The sequence below is a fragment of the Corynebacterium sp. S5S1 genome, assembly GCF_001913985.1.
GTDB lineage: Bacteria > Actinomycetota > Actinomycetes > Mycobacteriales > Mycobacteriaceae > Corynebacterium > Corynebacterium marquesiae.
Genome location: NZ_MKXT01000037.1, coordinates 1 through 17,685, shown reverse-complemented (window position 1 = coordinate 17,685; position 17,685 = coordinate 1). Strand labels below are relative to the sequence as shown.

Sequence of the window (17,685 nt, the reverse complement as noted above, 5' to 3'; positions counted from 1 at the left end):
AAGATGCCCGAAAACAACATCCACAACGTGAAGCAGAAACCCTTCACACCCCCAACAAGCCCACCCGCGGAGTTGACAACCTATATAGGAACACCCCCTGTTAGGTAGACACCTGATATTCAGCCCGGTTGGGTTGGGAAGAAAGGTAATCTACCACCATGCCTAGGTACTCCGAACAGTTCAAATGTGATGCTGTGGCCCTCTACGAAAACAATGAGGACCTCTCACTTCACGCGGCTTCAGCAGAGCTCGGTATCAACCGAGCCTCGCTGCATTCTTGGATCAAGAAGTACGGCACCGGCAAACGTGCCCGCATAAAAGCAGTGCAGGATAAAGCCCAAGCAGCGAATGATTCTGAGCGGATCCGCCAGTTAGAAAAAGAAAACGCAAAACTGCGAGAAGAACGTGACATCCTGCGCAAGGCCGCGAAATATTTTGCCGAAGAGACACGCTGGTAATCCGCTTCCAGTTTGTCTATGACCACCGAACCGAATTCTCGGTTAAGCGGATGTGCCACGTGTTAAAGCTCAATCGCTCCTCGTTTTATAAATGGGTGCAAACCCGCGAAAAACGCAGGTTAAAGATGTGTTCCGATGCCCTTATTGGTGCAAAAATCAAGACCACTTTTGATGATGAGCACGGGCTTTATGGTGCTAAACGCATCGCTGCGAGCCTCAACAGTGATACGGATTTCGGCCCGATCAATCACAAGAAGGTCGCACGCATCATGAAATCCATGGGGCTTAAAGGCTTTACCAAGCGCCGCCGATGTGTCACTACCAGGCGTAAGCCTGGTCACCGCGTCATGCCAGATTTAGTGGGCCGCAAATTCACCGCTGACAGGCCGAACCACGTCTATGTTGGCGACATTACGTACCTGCCGTGTAAGGGTGGCAAGAACATGTACCTAGCTATGGTCATCGACGTCTACTCGCGCAAACTCGTCGGCCATGCACTAGCCGATCACATGCGCGTATCGCTAGTTATCGAAGCTCTCACCCATGCCAGGAAAGTCCGTGGAAGCCTTAAAGGGGCAATTTTCCATTCCGATCACGGCAGTGTCAATCCATGGGCGCGGTGGGAACGAGTGCCGATAATGCCTTGGCAGAGTCATTTAACGCCACCTTAAAGCGTGAAGTCCTGCGAGATCGGAAAGTCTTTCGCAATCCCATTACCTGCCGCCAAGAAGTCTTTCGATGGTGCATGCGCTACAACACGCGCAGGCGGCACTCCTGGTGCAATCCTGTAGCCCGCGATGACTTCGAAGCGCTTAATTCAGCTACACTGACCCAAGCAGCATAGCTAACCCCCGACGTGTCTACTTTCCGGGGGCCAGGACCAACGAACTCAACCCCCAACGGGGCAACTAAAAACGAAAAATCTCGAGACACCGACCGGAACGATGTCTCGAGACTTCACATGGTGCCCCAGAGTGGATTCGAACCACCGACACCGGCTTTAGGAGAGCCGTGCTCTATCCCCTGAGCTACTGGGGCGGGGTTGCGTGTGCAACTTGGCTAATCATAGCAGTGGGGCAGGAGCGCCCCGAAATGGCTGGGGCGTCGGTTAGCTTTCGGCCAATTCCTTCTGCTTATTGCGCACGGAGGAGGCCGGTGGGTTGGTCTCGTGGGTGCCATCGGAGTAGAGGACGGTGGGGATGATGCGGTTGCCGTCGTTGACGGATTCGATCCAGGCGTTGATGTCTTCGGCGTTGTCACCCTCGACGTCGACAAGCGCGTAGGGGGTTTCGGTGCGGTCCAAGTTCTTGATGAGCTTGGCGCAGAAGGGGCACCAGTCAGCGTAGAAAATGGTGACGTCGGAGTTGGTTTCTGGGGTAGTAACAGACATTAGGCTGCATCCTTTCGGTCGTAGGTTAAAAAGCGGTATTTCATGGGGAGATCGCTGGCCTCTTGGTCCGGAAGTGCCAGATGGCCCTTGGCAGAGGTGAGCCAGTCGGTGCTGTGGGCCAGGCCGAATTCCTCGGGGATGTCGGGGGCGTAGATGGACTTTTCGCCGTAGGTGCTACCGATATTAACGCCCATGAGGGTGACTTCAATGCGGTCCACTTGGGCCAAGGTGGCGGTGTAGATTTGGCCGCCGCCGAGAATCCAGGCGTCGGAAAGCGAGGGCATCGCGGTAAGCACCTGGGCGCCGGCGGACCACTGGCCGGGTGTGCGGGAGGAGAGCACGTAGTTCTCGCGGCCGGGAAGGGGACGGAATTTAGGATTGAGGGACTCCCAGGTCTTCCGGCCCATGATGACCGGCGCGCCCATGGTCACGTCCTTAAAGTGCTTGAGATCCTCCGGCACGTGCCAGGGCATCTGCTCGCCATCGCCAATGATGCCGTCCAGGGACTGCGCCCAGATTGCGCCCAGCATTAGACGGACACCTGCGCCTTGATGGTGGGGTGGGGGTCGTAGCCCTCAATCTCAAAATCGGTGAAGTCATAAGAGAACATGTCTTCCGCCTTGTGGAGGTTGAGTTGCGGGTAGGGGCGCGGCTCGCGGGAAAGCTGTTCTTTGACCTGCTCCACATGGTCGTTATAGATATGGCAATCGCCGCCGGTCCAGATGAGCTCGCCCACTTTGAGGCCGGCCTGCTGGGCAAACATGTGGGTCAGCGCCGCGTAGGAGGCGATATTAAAGGGAACGCCCAAAAACATATCGGCCGAGCGCTGATAGACCTGCATGGACAAGGTGCCATCGGCCACGTAGAGCTGGAAGAGCAGGTGGCAGGGCATCAGAGCCATCTTGTCTAGCTCCGCGACGTTCCATGCAGAGACCAGATTGCGGCGCGAATCCGGGTTGTTCTTGAGGGTATCGAGCGCCTGTTGGATCTGATCGATGTGCTGGCCGTCCGGGGTGGGCCAGGAGCGCCATTGCACGCCGTAGACCGGGCCCAGCTCGCCGTTGTCATCCGCCCACTCATTCCAGATGCGGACCTTGTTGTCCTGCAGGAACTTGATATTGGACTCGCCCTTGAGGAACCACAAAAGCTCGCCCAGCACCGCATGGAAATAGACCTTCTTGGTGGTCAGCAGCGGGAAGGACTCGGCCAGGTTATAACGCAGCTGCGCACCAAAGATGGAGCGCGTGCCGGTGCCGGTGCGATCGCCTTTGGGGGTGCCGGTCTCTAGGACCTTCTTCAGCAGATCCTCGTACGGGGTCTCAATCATGCGCACTAGTTTAGAATCCGCCGTGCTCCGCGTCAAAGGCCTGGGCATGCTCGAGGATTTCGTCTTTGAGTTCGGGGCGGCAGATGAGGATATCCGGGATGAAGGTGTCCTCATTATTGAAGCGAATCTCGGAGCCGTCGAGGCGGCAGCAGTGCAGGCCGGAGGCTTGGGCGACGCCCACTGGGGCGGCCTGATCCCACTCGTACTGGCCGCCGGCGTGGATATAACCGTCATAATCGCCTAGCAGCACGTGCATGGCCTTCGCGCCCGCGGAGCCGACGCCCACAGTCTCATAGCCCATCTTCTCCGCGATGTAGCCGGCTACCTTGGGCGGGCGGTTGCGGGAGATGACGAACTTCTTAGAAAGCGGGCCGGTGACCGCGCGGACGTCCGAGGACTTAAAGGTAACGCCGAGATCCGGCAGGCCCACCGCCGCGTGGATGGGAGTGCCATTTTCTACGAGGGCAATGTGCACTGCCCAGTCCTGGCGGCCGGTGGCGAATTCCTTGGTGCCGTCGAGCGGGTCCACGATCCATACGCGGTCCTTCTTCAAGCGGGCAAGGTCATCGGAGGCTTCCTCAGAGAGCATGCCGTCCTGGGGACGGTGCTGCTCGAGGACGCGAGCGATCCATTCTTGGGCGGCCTCATCGCCGGCGTCGCCAAGCGAAAGGCCCCGCAGCAGGCCCCCGTTGCGCACACCCTTAAGGATCTCGCCGCAGCCCTGGGCGAGGGAATTGGTCAGGCGGGAATCAGAAATCTCGACGGTCATGGTGCCCACATTACAACGCGGACTAGAGTGTGGGCATGCCAGAAAACATCCTCGACCGCTTCCGGCCCCAAGTAGCGCAGTGGTTTAAGGATGTATTTGCTGCTCCTACCGCCGTGCAGGCGCAGGCCTGGGAGAAGATTTCCCGCGGTGAGCATGCCCTTGTAGTAGCTCCTACCGGCTCCGGTAAGACGCTCGCTGCGTTTTTGTGGGCGCTGAATAATTTGGTCGAGCGCGAGGGCCAGCTGGCGTTGCCGGTGGGCTCTGGGACTGCTGGATCCGCCGCCGGGGTGAAGGTGCTGTATATCTCGCCGCTCAAGGCGCTGGGCGTGGACGTGGAAAACAACCTGCGCGCCCCGCTGACCGGCATCGCACGCACCGCAGAGAACCTAGGGCTGGAGGTGCCGGATATATCGGTAGGCGTTCGCTCGGGGGATACGCCGTCTGCCGAGCGTGCGCGACAAGTGCGCAAGCCGCCGGATATTTTGATTACCACCCCGGAGTCCGCCTATTTGATGCTGACCTCTAAAGCAGCGGGGATTTTGAAGACGGTGGATACCGTCATTATCGATGAGATCCATGCCCTGGCCGGTACCAAGCGCGGCGTGCACCTGGCGCTGACCTTGGAGCGCCTGCAGCAGGTGGCAGGAGACTTCCAGCGCATCGGGCTTTCCGCCACCGTGCGGCCGCTGTCTGCGGTATCGAATTTCTTAGGTGGCAACCGCCCAGTAGAAATTGTGGCGCCAGCCGCGGAGAAGAAGTGGCAGCTGGACGTGCACGTGCCCGTGGAGGATATGTCCGATCTCCCCACGCCAGAGCAAGGCTCCACCATTGGGGAGATGACGGTGGACGATGCGATTGGCATCAGCTCTCCTTCCGTGGATGAGTCCGCGCTGCCCACGGCCAAGTCCATCTGGCCGTTTATTGAGGATGACCTCTATGCGGAGATCATGGCGCATCGCTCCACGCTGGTATTTGTAAACTCCCGCCGCACGGCCGAGCGGCTGACCAGCCGGCTCAATGAGCTCTATGCGCAAGAGCACGATCCGGATTCGCTCTCGCCTGAGACTCGGCGCGACCCAGCCCAGTTGATGAAACAGGTTGACGTCGCCGGCAAGGCCCCGGCCGTCATCGCCCGCGCCCACCATGGCTCGGTGTCCAAGGACGAGCGCGCGATGACAGAGACCATGCTGAAGGAGGGCACGCTCAAGGCCGTGGTGGCCACCAGCTCGCTGGAGCTGGGCATCGATATGGGGGCCGTGGAGCTAGTCGTGCAGGTGGAATCGCCGCCCTCCGTGGCCTCCGGGCTGCAGCGCGTGGGACGCGCCGGGCACTTTGTGGGCGCGGTATCGCATGGCTCCTTTTATCCCAAGCACCGCGCGGATCTGGTGCAGTCCACGCTGACGGTATCGCGCATGCGCGCCGGGCTCATTGAAGAGATGCATACCCCGCGCAACCCGCTGGACGTGCTAGCGCAGCAGACGGTGGCGGCCGTGGCCGCGGCCGGCGAGGACGGGCTCGATGCCGATGAGTGGTACGAGATGGTCCGCCGGGCCTGGCCCTACCGCGATCTGGCGCGCGAGGTCTATGACTCCGTACTGGACTTGGTAAGCGGTGTATATCCGTCCACGGACTTTGCGGAACTTAAACCTCGCGTGGTCTATGACCGCGTGACGGGAGTGATGACCGCGCGGCCTGGCGCCCAGCGCGTGGCCGTGACCAGTGGCGGCACGATTCCCGATAGAGGCATGTTTGGGGTATTCCTCTATACCGGTTCGGGCGAGGGCTCCGGTGGTGCTCCGCGCCGGGTGGGCGAGCTGGATGAGGAGATGGTCTACGAGTCCCGGGTGGGCGATGTTTTCACCCTGGGCGCTACCAGTTGGCGCATCGAGGACATCACTCGCGACCAGGTGTTGGTCACGCCCGCGCCGGGGCATACCGGCCGCCTGCCATTTTGGAATGGCGATGGCGCAGGTCGTCCCTATGAGTTGGGCAAGGCGCTAGGTGAGTATCGTCGTGAGGTATTTTCCTCGCCGGAGATCATTGCGGACGCCGATGATAATGCGCGCTCCAATATCGTGGCCTATTTGCAGGAGCAGAGTGAAGCCACTGGTGTCATCCCGGATGAAAAGACACTGGTGCTTGAGCGCTTCCGCGATGAGTTGGGCGATTGGCGCGTGGTACTGCATACCCCGTTTGGCCGGCCGGTCAACTCCGCGTGGGCGTTGGCGGTGGGGGCCAGGGTAGGCGAGCGCACCGGCATGGATCCGCAGGCAGTAGCTGGCGATGATGGAATCGTGCTGCGCCTGCCGGAAGCAGAATCCGAACCTGATGGGTCCATCTTCGCCTTCGATGCTGATGAGATGGCCGATATCGTGGCCGAGCAAGTGGGCAACTCCGCGCTCTTTGCCTCCCGCTTCCGCGAATGTGCGGCCCGCGCGTTGCTCTTGCCTCGCCGCAACCCGGGCAAGCGCGCACCGCTGTGGCAGCAGCGCCAGCGCGCCGAGCAGCTTTTGGACGTTGCCCGCAAGTACCCGTCCTTTCCCATCATCTTGGAGACGGTGCGCGAGTGCGTCCAGGACGTCTACGACGTTCCTGCGCTTACGGAGGTCATGCGGGAGCTGGGGCACCGCCGCATCCGCATCGCGGAGGTCACCACCGAGCAGCCTTCGCCCTTTGCCTCTTCGCTGCTGTTTAACTACACCGGCGCGTTTATGTACGAGGGCGATTCCCCGTTAGCAGAAAAGCGCGCGGCCGCCTTGGCCCTCGACCCAGCGCTTCTAGCCAAGCTCCTCGGCACGGTGGAGCTGCGCGAGTTGCTCGATCCAGAGATCATCGCCGAGGTCCATGCCCAGCTCCAGCGCACCGATCCCTCGCGCCGGGCCCGCACCACCGAGGAGGTTGCGGACCTGCTTCGCGTGCTGGGGCCGATTCCCGTGGACGAGCTGGGCGAGCACACCGATGTGCCGTTATCCGCCCTGGACCAGCTGGGCACTCGGATTATGCGCGTGCGCATTGGCGGGCGCGAGCACCTAGCCCAGGCCCAGGATGCGCCCCTGCTTCGCGACGCCCTGGGTATCCCCATCCCTCCCGGCATCCCTGCCCAAGTGGCCACTATTTCCGATGCCTTGCCGCAGCTGGTCTCGCGCTGGGCGCGCACCCGCGGTCCGTTTGTGCTGCGCGATCTCACCGCAGCCTTCGACATATCCGTCTCCGCCGCGCACACCGTCCTCGGCGCGCTCGATGGGGTAGTGGAAGGCCGTTACCGGCAGGGAGTGGAGGAGCAGGAGTACTGCGCCGCCGCGGTGCTGAAGACCATTCGCTCGCGCTCGCTCGCCGCCGCGCGGGCTGCTACCGAGCCGGTCTCGGGCGCTACCTTCGCCCGTTTCTTGCCGGAGTGGCATAGCATCGCACCGGCCGGAAAGCGCCCGGCCCTGCGCGGTGCCGATGGCGTCTTTTCCGTCATCGAGCAGCTCGCCGGGGTGCGCCTGCCCGCCTCCGCGTGGGAATCGCTCATCCTGCCCGCCCGGGTGGGCGATTATTCACCCACCATGCTCGATGAGCTCACCTCCAATGGCGAGGTGCTCATTGTGGGTGCTGGCAAGGCCGGCGCGGCCGACCCCTGGATCATGCTGTTGCCCTCAGACTATGCTGCTCAACTCGCCCCGGAAACGGATGCCGAGGGCGTTAGCATGGTGCAGCGCTCTATCCTCGATGTCCTCGGCCGCGGCGGTGGCTTCCTCTTTGCCGATATTGCCGCCGAGGTCCCCGGTACCACCGAGGAGACCCGCGAGGCCCTCTGGGGGTTAGTGGAGATGGGCCTGGTGAGTCCCGATTCTTTCGCGCCTATTCGCACCCGACTGTCTTCCGGCGGCTCGCGCTCGGGCCGCACCGCGCATCGCTCGAAGCGGCGGCCCACCCGCTCCCGCCTGCGCATGGGCCGCACCTCCTTCGCCCAGGCGCAGAACGCCGCGGGCGCGGGGACCCCGCCCGATGTCATGGGCCGGTGGTCGCTCGCGGTACCAGCCTCTACCGATGCCACCTCCCGGTCCGTCGCCCACGGCGAGGCCTGGCTCGATCGCTACGGCGTGCTCACCCGCGGCTCCGTCGTGGCCGAAGACGTGCTCGGCGGTTTCGCACTGGCCTATAAGGTGCTCTCCGGTTTTGAGGAATCCGGCAAGGCCATGCGCGGCTACGTCATTGACGGCCTCGGCGCTGCTCAATTTTCGACACCCGCCATTATCGACCGCCTGCGCGGCCTGGCCGATTCCCCGGATGTTACCGGTTGGCCGTCTGGTACCACCGAGCCCGAGACCTTTGTCCTCGCCGCCTGCGACCCGGCCAATCCCTACGGTGCGGCCCTGCCGTGGCCGCAGCGCGACGACGCCGACGGCAAAGCCACCGGCGGGCCCACCCGTTCGGCCGGTGCGCTGGTAGTGCTTATCGACGGCCTACCCATCGCCCACCTTACCCGCGGCGGCAAAACCCTCACCACCTTTATCGAATCGCTGCCCGATGGCATCGACCCCGCCGAGGTATATCCCCGCTTGGTTTCCGCGCTCACGGACATGGTGGCGAGGGGAGCGTTGTCCCCGCTGGTCGTCGAAAAGTGCAATGGCAGCCCCATCCATAAAACCGATGCGGCAGCCCACCTGCGCGAAGCCGGCGCCGGCATTACGCCTAAGGGCGTGCGCATCTCCGCCCGCGCCGCCGCTCCGCGCACCCCGCGGGCAGGACGCCGGGCCTCCGAGGCCATCGAAGAACTCAGTTTTGATGATCCACCGCCAGCTCCGCGCAATAATGGTGGTTTCCGCCCGCGCGGCGGGTACCGTCGCTAAAACCACAGGAGGTTTTATGCCCGAAGGCGATTCCGTCTTGCAGCTATCCAACCGCCTGCAGTTCATGGCCGGCCGCGAAGTCACCGGCTGCTCCGTGCGCGTGCCGCGCTATGCCACCGTTCACCTCGACGGCATGGTGTGCGAGCGCGTCTGGCCCTACGGCAAGCACCTCTTCATGCAATTCGACCAGACCATCGTGCACACCCACCTCAAGATGGAGGGCACCTGGGCCATCCACTACGTAGGCGATCGCTGGCGCAAGCCCGGGCACACCGCCCGCATCGTGCTGCAGCTGGCCAATTCCCCGCGCGATATCGAGGTCGTTGGCCACCAACTTGGCTTCGTGGATATCTATCCTGCTGACCACTACCACCAGCGCATCGCTCACCTCGGTCCAGATATCCTCGACCCCGACTGGGACCGCGAGGAGGCCCTGCGCCGGCTGAACTCTCGGCCGCAGCGCGCCATCGGAGCCGCGCTGCTAGACCAAAAAGTCGTTGCGGGGATCGGCAATGAATACCGCGCCGAAGCGTGTTTCTTGGCCGGCGTGCATCCCGCCACGCCAGTAGCCGAGGTAGATACCGACCGCATCCTCGATATCTCCCGGCGCGTCATGTGGGCTAATCGCACCTCCCCGGTGCGTGTTACCACCGGCGTGCGCCGCGCCGGGGAGACCACTTATGTCTTCGGCCGCAATCGCAAGCGCTGTCGTCGCTGCGGCACGTTCATCACCAAGGGCGCGCTCGGCGGTGTGGACCGCGGAGGTGATGAAGGCGAACTCGAGCGCATCATCTGGTGGTGCCCGCATTGCCAGCCTTTTCACCCCGCGCAGTAAGACGACCGCGCTAGTGTGGGGGACATGCGTACCTTTCTTAACATCATTTGGTTCATCACCGGCGGGTTCCTCCTAGCCTTGGCCTACTTCATCTTTGGCATTATCGCCTGCATCTTCATCGTCACCATTCCAGCGGGCGTGGCCTCGTTCCGCATGGCTAATTTCGCCCTGTGGCCATTTGGCCGTTCGGTAGTGCAGCCGGTAAAGGGAAGCGGCTCCATGTCTACCTTTTCCAATATCGTCTGGTTCGTGGTCGCCGGCCTGTGGCTGGCCATTGGCCACGTCACCACCGCGGCGGCACAGGTAGTGACCATCGTGGGCATCCCAGCTGCGCTGGCCAACCTAAAGATGATCCCGGTGACCTGTTTCCCGTTCGGCCGCAAGATTGTGGACTCTGATCACATCCCATTCGGCTGGGAGCCGATGGTCAAGCTCTAAACCGCATTCCGCTGACAAAACAAGCACGTTCTGCTTAATGTTCCTTTGATTTGGGGCAGAACGTGCTTGTTTTACATCGCCGTGGGGCAAGCTCGGCCATAAAGCAGCCGCGTTATCCGCCCCGCCGAGTAGGTGGGAGGGGATAGCGCGGCTCAAAGTGGGCCTTTAGCGGTTGGAGCGATACCAACCGATGAGCTCATCGGTGGACTGGTCGCCGGAGTCGGCGGCGGCAGCGCCGGAGACTGCCGGTGCCAAATCATTGGCCTGCTGCTTGCCCAGCTCCACGCCCCACTGGTCGAAGGAGTTGATATCCCAGATAACGCCCTGGGTAAACACGATGTGCTCGTAGAGGGCGATGAGCGCGCCGAGCACGGCGGGGGTGAGCTCCTCGGCCAGGATGGCGGTGGTTGGGCGGTTGCCCGGCATCACTTTATGGGGCACGACTGCCTCGTCAACGCCCTCGGCCGCGATTTCTTCTGCGGTCTTGCCAAAGGCCAGCACCTTGGTCTGCGCAAAGAAGTTGCCCATGAGCAGATCATGCATGGACCCGGAGCCATCGGCGGTAGGGAAGTCCTGCTTCGGGCGGGCAAACCCGATGAAGTCCGCCGGGATGAGGCGGGTGCCTTGGTGCATGAGTTGGAAGAAGGCGTGCTGGCCATTGGTGCCCGGCTCGCCCCAGTAGATTTCCCCGGTGGATGGAACGGTGACCGCGGTGCCGTCGCGGCGCACGGACTTGCCATTGGATTCCATGGTCAGCTGCTGCAGGTAGGCCGGGAAGCGGCCGAGGTCCTGGGAATAGGGGAGCACGGCGTGGGTCTGGGCGCCGAAGAAGTTGGTGTACCAGACCCCCAAGAGACCCATGAGCGCTGGGACGTTTTCTTCCAGTGGGGTGGTGCGGAAGTGCTCGTCCATGGCGTGGAAGCCCTCGAGGAAGCGCATGAAGTCCATCGGGCCAATGGTGCACATGAGGGACAGGCCGATGGCGCAATCTACGGAGTAGCGGCCGCCGACCCAATTCCAGAACGGGAACATGTTCTCGGTATCGATGCCGAACTCGGCTACCTTCTCCGCATTGGTGGACACGGCGACGAAGTGCTTGGCCACGGCGGATTCGTCACCATCGAATTGCTCGATCAGCCAGCGGCGCGCAGCGTGCGCATTGGTTAGCGTCTCCTGGGTGGTAAAGGTCTTGGAGGCGATGATGAATAGGGTAGATTCTGCGTCCAGACCATCGAGCGTGGCGGCCATATCGGCCGGGTCAACGTTGGAGACGAATTCGGCGGAGATGCCGGCGACCTCATAGGAGCGCAGTGCCTTGGCCGCCATCGCTGGTCCGAGGTCAGAGCCACCGATGCCGATATTGACTACCTTTTTGATGGTGTGGCCGGTATGCCCGAGCCACGAGCCGGAGCGCAGCGCGGTGGCGAAATCGCGCATGCGGCCTAAGACCTTGTGGACATCGGCGGCGACGTCCTGGCCGTCAACGCTCAAGTCATCTTCGGCAGGGATGCGCAGTGCGGTGTGCAGCACGGCGCGGTCCTCGGTGTTATTGATGTGTTCGCCGGCGAACATGGCGTCGCGGCGGGCCTCAAGGTCAGCGGCCTTGGCTACCTCAACCAGCTGCTTGACGATGTCCCCGTCGATCAGGTTCTTCGACAGATCGACGTGCAGCCCGGCGGCGTCGAAGGTGAAGTTGCGGGCGCGGTCTGCATCGGCGGCAAAAAGCTCGCGGAGGTTGAGGTCCTTCTTCTCCTCATAAACCTTCGCGAGCTCGCTCCACTGGGCAGATGCGGTGATATCCATGGTGGTAGGCCTTTCTGGCAACTAGCGCATTGGCAACATGTACCCCTCCCACCGTAGTCCAGAAAGCACTACCGCGTCGGGCCGTCTTAGAGGATGAGCGCGCCTGCCCAGCCGGCGATAAGCAGCGGAATATTGAAGTGGATGAAGGTGGGAATGACCGAGTCGCGGATGTGGTCGTGCTGGCCATCCGCGCCCAAGCCCGCGGTAGGGCCGAGGGTGGAATCGGAGGCGGGAGAGCCGGCGTCGCCAAGCGCGCCTGCGGTGCCAATAAGCGCCACGGTGGCCGCGGGGCTAAAGCCCAACGACATGCATAGCGGCACATAGATAACGGAGATGATGGGCAAGGTGGAAAAGGACGAGCCGATGCCCATGGTGACCACCAAGCCCACCACCAGCATCGCGCCGGCGGAAAGGACCTTATTGGTGCCAAAGAGGTTGGCGGTGGCATCCACCAGCGGGCCGACTTCATTGGTGGCTGTCATGACCGAGGCGAACCCCTGGGCGGTGATCATGATGAAGCCGATGAGCGCCATCATCTTCATGCCATTGGTAAAGACATCATCCGCGTGCTTCCAATCCACCGCGCCGGTAAGCAGCAAAATTCCCAAGCCAGTCAGCGCGCCGACCATCAGGCCATCGGATTCGAAGTCGAGCGCCTGCATAACAATCTGCACCGCAAAGGTGGCAATGATGGCCACGACGGAAACCCACACCTTATAGGCAGAGGGGGCCTCTTGGTGCTCCTCAGCCGCGATGGGCAGGTTTTCATAGTCGCGCGGTTTGCGGTAGCTAATGAAGATGGCGATGAGTAGGCCGGCGAGCATACCGAGCGCCGGCACGCCCATAACCTGCATGATATTGATATCGGAGGTATCAAGCCCCGCCTGCTGGATATTAAAGAGCAGGATGTCATTTAGGTAGATGGAGCCAAAGCCCACCGGAATGAACATGTAGGTGGTGATAAGGCCGAAGGTCAGGCAGGTGGTAATGAGCCGGCGGTCCAGGCGCAGCTTATTCATCACTGTAAGTAGCGGCGGGATGATGAGCGGAATGAAGGCGATGTGGACCGGGATGAGGTTCTGGCTCATCACGGACATGGCGATGAGCCCGAGGATGAGCATCCACTTGGTGGCCAGGGCGGTCTTGGGGTCTGCTTCGCCGCTGCCGCCGAGCTTGCGGATGAGGAAATTAGCCAGGACCTGTGGCAGCCCGGCCGAGGCTACACCCATGGCAAAAGCGCCCAAGAGGGCATAGCTTAGGGCAATCTTGGCGCCGCCGCCCAAGCCGTCTTGGAAGGCGACCATGGTGGCATCGAGGCCCATGCCCGACAGGAGCCCGCCGACGATGGCTCCTAGGAAGAGCGCTACCACCACATGCACGCGCAGGAGGGCGAGCACGAGCATGACTATGACGGCGACGAGAACTGCATTCATGCTAATTCAGGGTACTGCATAGTATCGGCTGGGTCGTAATTATTCGGCTAACCCAGGCGGCCGCGGCCCATCCGCAGTAGCGCCGAGGCGATGGTGGGGCCTTCTTCCCCAAGTTCATCGCGGAACTGATTCAAAATGGCGATCTCGCGCGTGTGAACCAGGCGGGTGCCGCCGGAGCTCATGCGGGTGCGGCCAATAGCCTGAGAGACTTCCGTTCGGCGCTTGGCGGCATCCAAGATGATGCGGTCCATGCGGTTGATTTCTTCGCGATACTGCTGGATCTCCGCATCAGATAGGGGATCATCCGTACCCGAAGGCGTGCGGATGTCCAGGCCGTTATCGACGATGTCCTTGTTATCTTCTGCGGTCATAAGACCATATTGTGCCACCCGCCCGCGCAAAAGGAAATAGCAGCTTGCACGGCGGATACGGGGCGTGTCCGGTGGGGCTAGTAGGTTGGAAGGCACTATGAACGAAAACTCTCCTTTTAGCCCTTCCCCGTCCACCGGCGGCGCACCCACACCAAGCCCCTTTGGCGGCTTCGGCACACCGCGCGCAGCGAGCCCGCAGCCTGATTCTCCCGATGCCTTGACCGAGGGTCTTAACCCGCAGCAGCTTGAGGCCGTTACCCACTCGGGCAGCCCGCTGCTCATCGTGGCCGGCGCTGGTTCTGGCAAGACCGCCGTGCTTACCCGCCGCATTGCCTATCTCATGCGCCATCGCGGGGTAAATCCGTGGGAGATCCTCGCCATTACCTTTACTAATAAGGCCGCCGCGGAAATGAAGGAGCGCGTGGGTGGGCTGGTAGGCCCCGTGGCCGAGCGCATGTGGGTGTCTACCTTCCACTCCATCTGTGTGCGCATCCTGCGCCAAAATGCGCAGCTGGTGCCGGGGCTTAATACCAACTTCACCATTTATGATGGCGATGATGCCCGCCGGCTTTTGTCCATGATTGCTAAGGACATGCAGCTGGATCTAAAGAAGTACACCCCGCGGGTCCTGGCCAATCAGATTTCTAATCACAAAAATGAGCTCATCGGTCCCGAATCCGCATTGGAAAAGGCGCAGCAGACCAAGAACCCATTTGAAACCACCGTGGCCCAGGTCTATGCCGAATACCAGCGCCGCCTGCGCGCGGCCAATGCTGTGGACTTTGATGATCTCATCGGTGAGGTGGTGCGGATTTTCACCCAGCACCAGCAGGTGGTGGAGTTCTATCGCCGGCGCTTCAAGCACGTGCTTATCGACGAGTACCAGGACACCAATCACGCCCAATACGCCCTAGTTGCCGCGCTCGTGGGCAGGGGAGAGCTCGGCCCCGATGCCCCCGAGTTGTGCGTAGTGGGCGATTCCGATCAGTCCATTTATGCCTTCCGCGGGGCCACCATCCGCAATATTCAGGAATTCGAGCGCGACTACCCCCAGGCGCACACGATCTTGCTGGAACAAAATTATCGCTCTACGCAGACCATTCTCAATGCGGCCAATGCCGTAATCGCCAAGAATGAGAATCGCCGCGAGAAGAACCTGTGGACCGCCCACGGTGAGGGCGAGCAGATCGTGGGTTATGTGGCCGATAACGAGCATGACGAGGCGCGGTTTATCGCCTCTGAAATCGACTCATTGGCGGATAAGGGCCGCAGCTATTCCGATATCGCGGTCATGTACCGCACCAATAACGCCTCCCGTGCGCTGGAAGATATCTTTATACGTTCCGGAATTCCGTACAAGGTGGTGGGTGGCACGCGCTTTTATGAGCGACGCGAAATCCGCGATATGGTGGCCTACCTGCGCATCTTGGATAATCCGGACGATACGGTAAGTCTGCGCCGCATCATCAACGTGCCCAAGCGCGCCATTGGTGACAAGGCGCAGGGGCATATCGCCCTCCATGCGGAAAACCACGGCATTAGCTTTGGCAAGGCGCTTGTCGATGTCCCCCGGGGCGACGTCCCTGGCCTTGGCACCCGGGCCATTAACGCAGTAACCAAATTCAACGACATGATGGAGGGTATCCGCAATCAGATCCCGTCCATGCGCGATGAGGTTACCGGCCAACCGGATTTGGGCGAGCTGCTTTCCGCCATTTTGGATGCCACAGGATACAAGGCGGAATTGGAAAATTCGAATGACCCGCAGGACGGTGCGCGCCTAGATAACTTGAATGAGTTGGTATCGGTGGCGCGCGAATTTACCTCGGAGGCGGCCAACCAGCTTGCTGCATCCGGTGCGGATGCAGTGGACCCCTCCGAGCTAGTAGAGGAGGGCGAAGCTGCGCCCGGTTCGCTGCAGGCATTCTTGGAAAAGGTGTCGCTGGTGGCCGATGCTGACCAGATCCCAGATTCCGAGACTGGTGTGGTCACCATGATGACTCTGCACACCGCCAAGGGTCTTGAGTTCCCCGTAGTCTTTTTGACCGGCTGGGAGGATGGCCAATTCCCGCATATGCGCTCACTGGGTGACCCGAAGGAATTAAGCGAGGAGCGCCGCCTCGCCTATGTGGGCATTACCCGCGCTCGCGAGCAGCTGTATCTCACTCGTGCCATTTTGCGCTCGGCGTGGGGCAATCCGGTGACTAATCCCGCCAGCCGCTTCCTCGGCGAGGTCCCAGAAGACCTCATCAACTGGCGGCGCGAAGACTCCGATAGTTCCTTAACCGGCGCGTGGGGCGAGGACGATTACCAATATGGTCGTTCCTACGGCCGCGATTGGTCCGGGTGGGGCAGAGGCGGGTCCCGCGGTGGCCAGCGCGCTGCGTCTTCCCCATCGCAGCGCACCAGCAAGCCAGCGGCAACCTCGATGCCTAAGAACAATAACCTCAACCTTGCCGTGGGTGACCGCGTCAATCACGCTAAATACGGGCTCGGAACCGTCATCGAAACGTCCGGCTCCGGTAAGCGCGCCACGGTCACCGTGGATTTTGGTTCTTCCGGTAAGGTCCGGCTGATGCTCATCGGCGGGGTGCCGATGGAAAAGCTCTAGACCGTAATGCCGCGCTCGTTGAACCAGGAGACTGGGTCAACGGGTGCTCCTCCACCTGGGTGAATCTCAAAGTGGAGGTGCGGGCCAGTGGAGTGGCCCTCGTTACCAATGCCGGCGATCTCTTGACCCGCGGTCACGCGCTCGCCCACATTTACCTTGAGCTGGTCTGCCGGCATGTGACCGTAGACGGAGATGGTGCCGTCATCGTGCTGGATGCGGATCCAATTGCCAAAGCCCTGTGCCGGGCCGGAGTTGATGACGGTGCCGTCCATGACCGCCAGAATCGGGGTGCCCACCGGGTTAGCTACGTCGATGCCGTTGTGCATCGTGCCCCAGCGCTGGCCGAAGCCAGAAGTAAGCGTGCCGGAGGTAGGAAAGACCACGGTATTGCCCGCGGAGTCCTTGCCGCGCTTCGTGGTGAGTCCGGAGTGATTTCCCTGCGGAGCGAATGCTTCCTTCAGTCCCGGTACAGAACCAGGATCCAAGACGATATTTACTCCGCCGGATTCGTTTCCATCTACCTGCGGGGTAGCCTCGCCGTTGAGCAGGCCAACCGAGGTGGTGGCGAGGCCAACAAGGGCGTCGACCACTCCGGCGTTATCTACATTGGTAGCGGTGGGCTCGGAAGAGCCGTCTGATACGTCCACGCTAGCCACTGGCTCTGCAGCAAAAGCGGTGGTGCCGGTAGCAAGTACGGTGCCAAGCGTAACGATGCTCAGCGCCACGTTCTTGCGTGCGCGGTTCATACGCTTCATAGTTAAAGTCCTTTTCATGGCTGTGCATGGTCTCGGGACGCCCGCCCCCTGGAGGGGCGGGGTCTTGCAACTGCCAACCGCGACACGCCGAAAGCTGAAATGCTTGCGTTCGAAATCGCTCGTGGCAACGAGTTAAAAGTTAGCCCGCCCGAACAGCCCGCGCAATCTTAAAAAACGCTGGTAGAGACGGGAATAATTCGAAATTATTCGAACATGCCAGCTTGTTACGCGTGTTGCGAATGTGATTGGAGTGGCGTCTGTAAAGTGTTGGTTTAGGGTCTGGGGGTAGATTTTGGGGGTGGGTGTGCCGCTCTGGAAATGGCGTGTTGCGTTCAAGCCCAGTGATTAGCGTACATGTGTATTTACCTGCGACAAGGCTGCGTACTGGACTTGGCTGTGCGGCGCAATTTGTGTCTAGGGTCCGGTGGTGGAGCGCTTGTCTTGACGGGGCTTGCCTTTTGTTGGAGGCGCAATGGGAAGGCTGGGACGCATTTGAGTCGTCTTGGGGAGGGTTGGCTGCACTCTCGGTGGTCGGGAGCCGTCGCTGGTGTCTTTAGGGCAGGCGGATTCTAGGGGTCGTTGCAACGATGATGGTTAGTTTGGTTTGATGCTACCGGTTTGTGTGAGGGCGTTGGTCATGACTTCGGCTGGGGTGCGCCA

At 61.3% G+C, this 17,685-nt stretch carries 12 protein-coding genes, 1 tRNA gene and 1 pseudogene; 5 read left to right on the top strand and 9 right to left on the bottom strand.

Going from position 1 to position 17,685, the window contains the following annotated elements:
* Positions 1-158: 158 nt before the first annotated feature.
* A pseudogene (locus BKN05_RS10600) lies at positions 159-1,302 on the top strand (IS3 family transposase).
* Positions 1,303-1,420: 118 nt separating this feature from the next.
* Here BKN05_RS10600 and BKN05_RS10595 read toward each other — a convergent pair.
* From BKN05_RS10595 to BKN05_RS10575, 5 genes are all read right to left on the bottom strand, one after another.
* Positions 1,421-1,496 (bottom strand) — tRNA-Arg (locus BKN05_RS10595).
* 70 nt (positions 1,497-1,566) lie between these two features.
* On the bottom strand, positions 1,567-1,848 hold the full coding sequence (locus BKN05_RS10590; RefSeq protein WP_198492725.1) for a glutaredoxin domain-containing protein: 282 nt from the start codon (positions 1,846-1,848) through the stop codon (positions 1,567-1,569).
* Complete coding sequence (locus tag BKN05_RS10585; RefSeq protein ID WP_286688611.1) at positions 1,848-2,378, bottom strand: dihydrofolate reductase; 531 nt, start codon at positions 2,376-2,378, stop codon at positions 1,848-1,850. The genes BKN05_RS10590 and BKN05_RS10585 overlap by 1 nt, the downstream gene beginning before the upstream one ends.
* On the bottom strand, positions 2,378-3,223 hold the full coding sequence (locus BKN05_RS10580) for a thymidylate synthase (RefSeq protein ID WP_286688610.1): 846 nt from the start codon (positions 3,221-3,223) through the stop codon (positions 2,378-2,380). Before BKN05_RS10580 ends, BKN05_RS10585 begins: the two co-directional genes overlap by 1 nt.
* A complete protein-coding gene (locus BKN05_RS10575; protein WP_286688609.1) occupies positions 3,186-3,944 on the bottom strand; it encodes a 3'(2'),5'-bisphosphate nucleotidase CysQ in 759 nt (252 codons plus the stop codon). Before BKN05_RS10575 ends, BKN05_RS10580 begins: the two co-directional genes overlap by 38 nt.
* Before the next feature lie 35 nt (positions 3,945-3,979).
* Here BKN05_RS10575 and BKN05_RS10570 point away from each other — a divergent pair, with 35 nt between their 5' ends.
* The 3 genes from BKN05_RS10570 to BKN05_RS10560 are packed head-to-tail and all read left to right on the top strand — an operon-like array spanning position 3,980 to position 10,052.
* The gene (locus tag BKN05_RS10570) at positions 3,980-8,779 is read left to right on the top strand and encodes an ATP-dependent helicase (RefSeq protein WP_286688608.1); all 4,800 of its coding nucleotides are present in this window, start codon (positions 3,980-3,982) and stop codon (positions 8,777-8,779) included.
* A gap of 16 nt (positions 8,780-8,795) precedes the next feature.
* Complete coding sequence (locus BKN05_RS10565; RefSeq protein ID WP_286688607.1) at positions 8,796-9,614, top strand: DNA-formamidopyrimidine glycosylase family protein; 819 nt, start codon at positions 8,796-8,798, stop codon at positions 9,612-9,614.
* A 24-nt stretch (positions 9,615-9,638) separates the two neighbouring features.
* Complete coding sequence (locus BKN05_RS10560; RefSeq protein WP_286688606.1) at positions 9,639-10,052, top strand: YccF domain-containing protein; 414 nt, start codon at positions 9,639-9,641, stop codon at positions 10,050-10,052.
* Positions 10,053-10,217: 165 nt separating this feature from the next.
* On the opposite strand, the gene pgi is transcribed toward BKN05_RS10560, so the two are convergent.
* The 3 genes from pgi to BKN05_RS10545 form a co-directional block, all read right to left on the bottom strand.
* Positions 10,218-11,855, bottom strand: a complete 1,638-nt coding sequence (pgi, locus tag BKN05_RS10555; RefSeq protein WP_286688605.1) for a glucose-6-phosphate isomerase — start codon at positions 11,853-11,855, stop codon at positions 10,218-10,220.
* 86 nt (positions 11,856-11,941) lie between these two features.
* Complete coding sequence (locus tag BKN05_RS10550; protein ID WP_049377695.1) at positions 11,942-13,288, bottom strand: Na+/H+ antiporter family protein; 1,347 nt, start codon at positions 13,286-13,288, stop codon at positions 11,942-11,944.
* 47 nt (positions 13,289-13,335) lie between these two features.
* Positions 13,336-13,659 carry a chorismate mutase gene (locus BKN05_RS10545; protein WP_023021988.1) on the bottom strand — a complete coding sequence of 108 codons (324 nt, stop codon included), beginning with the start codon at positions 13,657-13,659 and terminating at the stop codon, positions 13,336-13,338.
* A 97-nt stretch (positions 13,660-13,756) separates the two neighbouring features.
* Between BKN05_RS10545 and pcrA the strand changes: the two genes are divergently transcribed.
* The gene (pcrA, locus tag BKN05_RS10540) at positions 13,757-16,270 is read left to right on the top strand and encodes a DNA helicase PcrA (RefSeq protein WP_286688604.1); all 2,514 of its coding nucleotides are present in this window, start codon (positions 13,757-13,759) and stop codon (positions 16,268-16,270) included.
* On the opposite strand, the gene BKN05_RS10535 is transcribed toward pcrA, so the two are convergent.
* Positions 16,267-17,025 (bottom strand): M23 family metallopeptidase, encoded by a 759-nt coding sequence (locus BKN05_RS10535; protein ID WP_286688603.1) that lies wholly within the window; start codon positions 17,023-17,025, stop codon positions 16,267-16,269. The two genes, pcrA and BKN05_RS10535, sit on opposite strands and share 4 nt — an antisense overlap.
* Between the last annotated feature and the right edge of the window lie 660 nt (positions 17,026-17,685).

What these genes read in the sequence shown, in the direction of transcription:
- BKN05_RS10590 (WP_198492725.1), bottom strand. Translation starts at nt 1,848, where the DNA reads ATGTCTGTTACTACCCCAGAAACCAACTCCGACGTCACCATTTTCTAC.
- BKN05_RS10585 (WP_286688611.1), bottom strand. Translation starts at nt 2,378, where the DNA reads ATGCTGGGCGCAATCTGGGCGCAGTCCCTGGACGGCATCATTGGCGAT.
- BKN05_RS10580 (WP_286688610.1), bottom strand. Translation starts at nt 3,223, where the DNA reads ATGCCCAGGCCTTTGACGCGGAGCACGGCGGATTCTAAACTAGTGCGC.
- BKN05_RS10575 (WP_286688609.1), bottom strand. Translation starts at nt 3,944, where the DNA reads ATGACCGTCGAGATTTCTGATTCCCGCCTGACCAATTCCCTCGCCCAG.
- BKN05_RS10570 (WP_286688608.1), top strand. Translation starts at nt 3,980, where the DNA reads ATGCCAGAAAACATCCTCGACCGCTTCCGGCCCCAAGTAGCGCAGTGG.
- BKN05_RS10565 (WP_286688607.1), top strand. Translation starts at nt 8,796, where the DNA reads ATGCCCGAAGGCGATTCCGTCTTGCAGCTATCCAACCGCCTGCAGTTC.
- BKN05_RS10560 (WP_286688606.1), top strand. Translation starts at nt 9,639, where the DNA reads ATGCGTACCTTTCTTAACATCATTTGGTTCATCACCGGCGGGTTCCTC.
- pgi (WP_286688605.1), bottom strand. Translation starts at nt 11,855, where the DNA reads ATGGATATCACCGCATCTGCCCAGTGGAGCGAGCTCGCGAAGGTTTAT.
- BKN05_RS10550 (WP_049377695.1), bottom strand. Translation starts at nt 13,288, where the DNA reads ATGAATGCAGTTCTCGTCGCCGTCATAGTCATGCTCGTGCTCGCCCTC.
- BKN05_RS10545 (WP_023021988.1), bottom strand. Translation starts at nt 13,659, where the DNA reads ATGACCGCAGAAGATAACAAGGACATCGTCGATAACGGCCTGGACATC.
- pcrA (WP_286688604.1), top strand. Translation starts at nt 13,757, where the DNA reads ATGAACGAAAACTCTCCTTTTAGCCCTTCCCCGTCCACCGGCGGCGCA.
- BKN05_RS10535 (WP_286688603.1), bottom strand. Translation starts at nt 17,025, where the DNA reads ATGAAGCGTATGAACCGCGCACGCAAGAACGTGGCGCTGAGCATCGTT.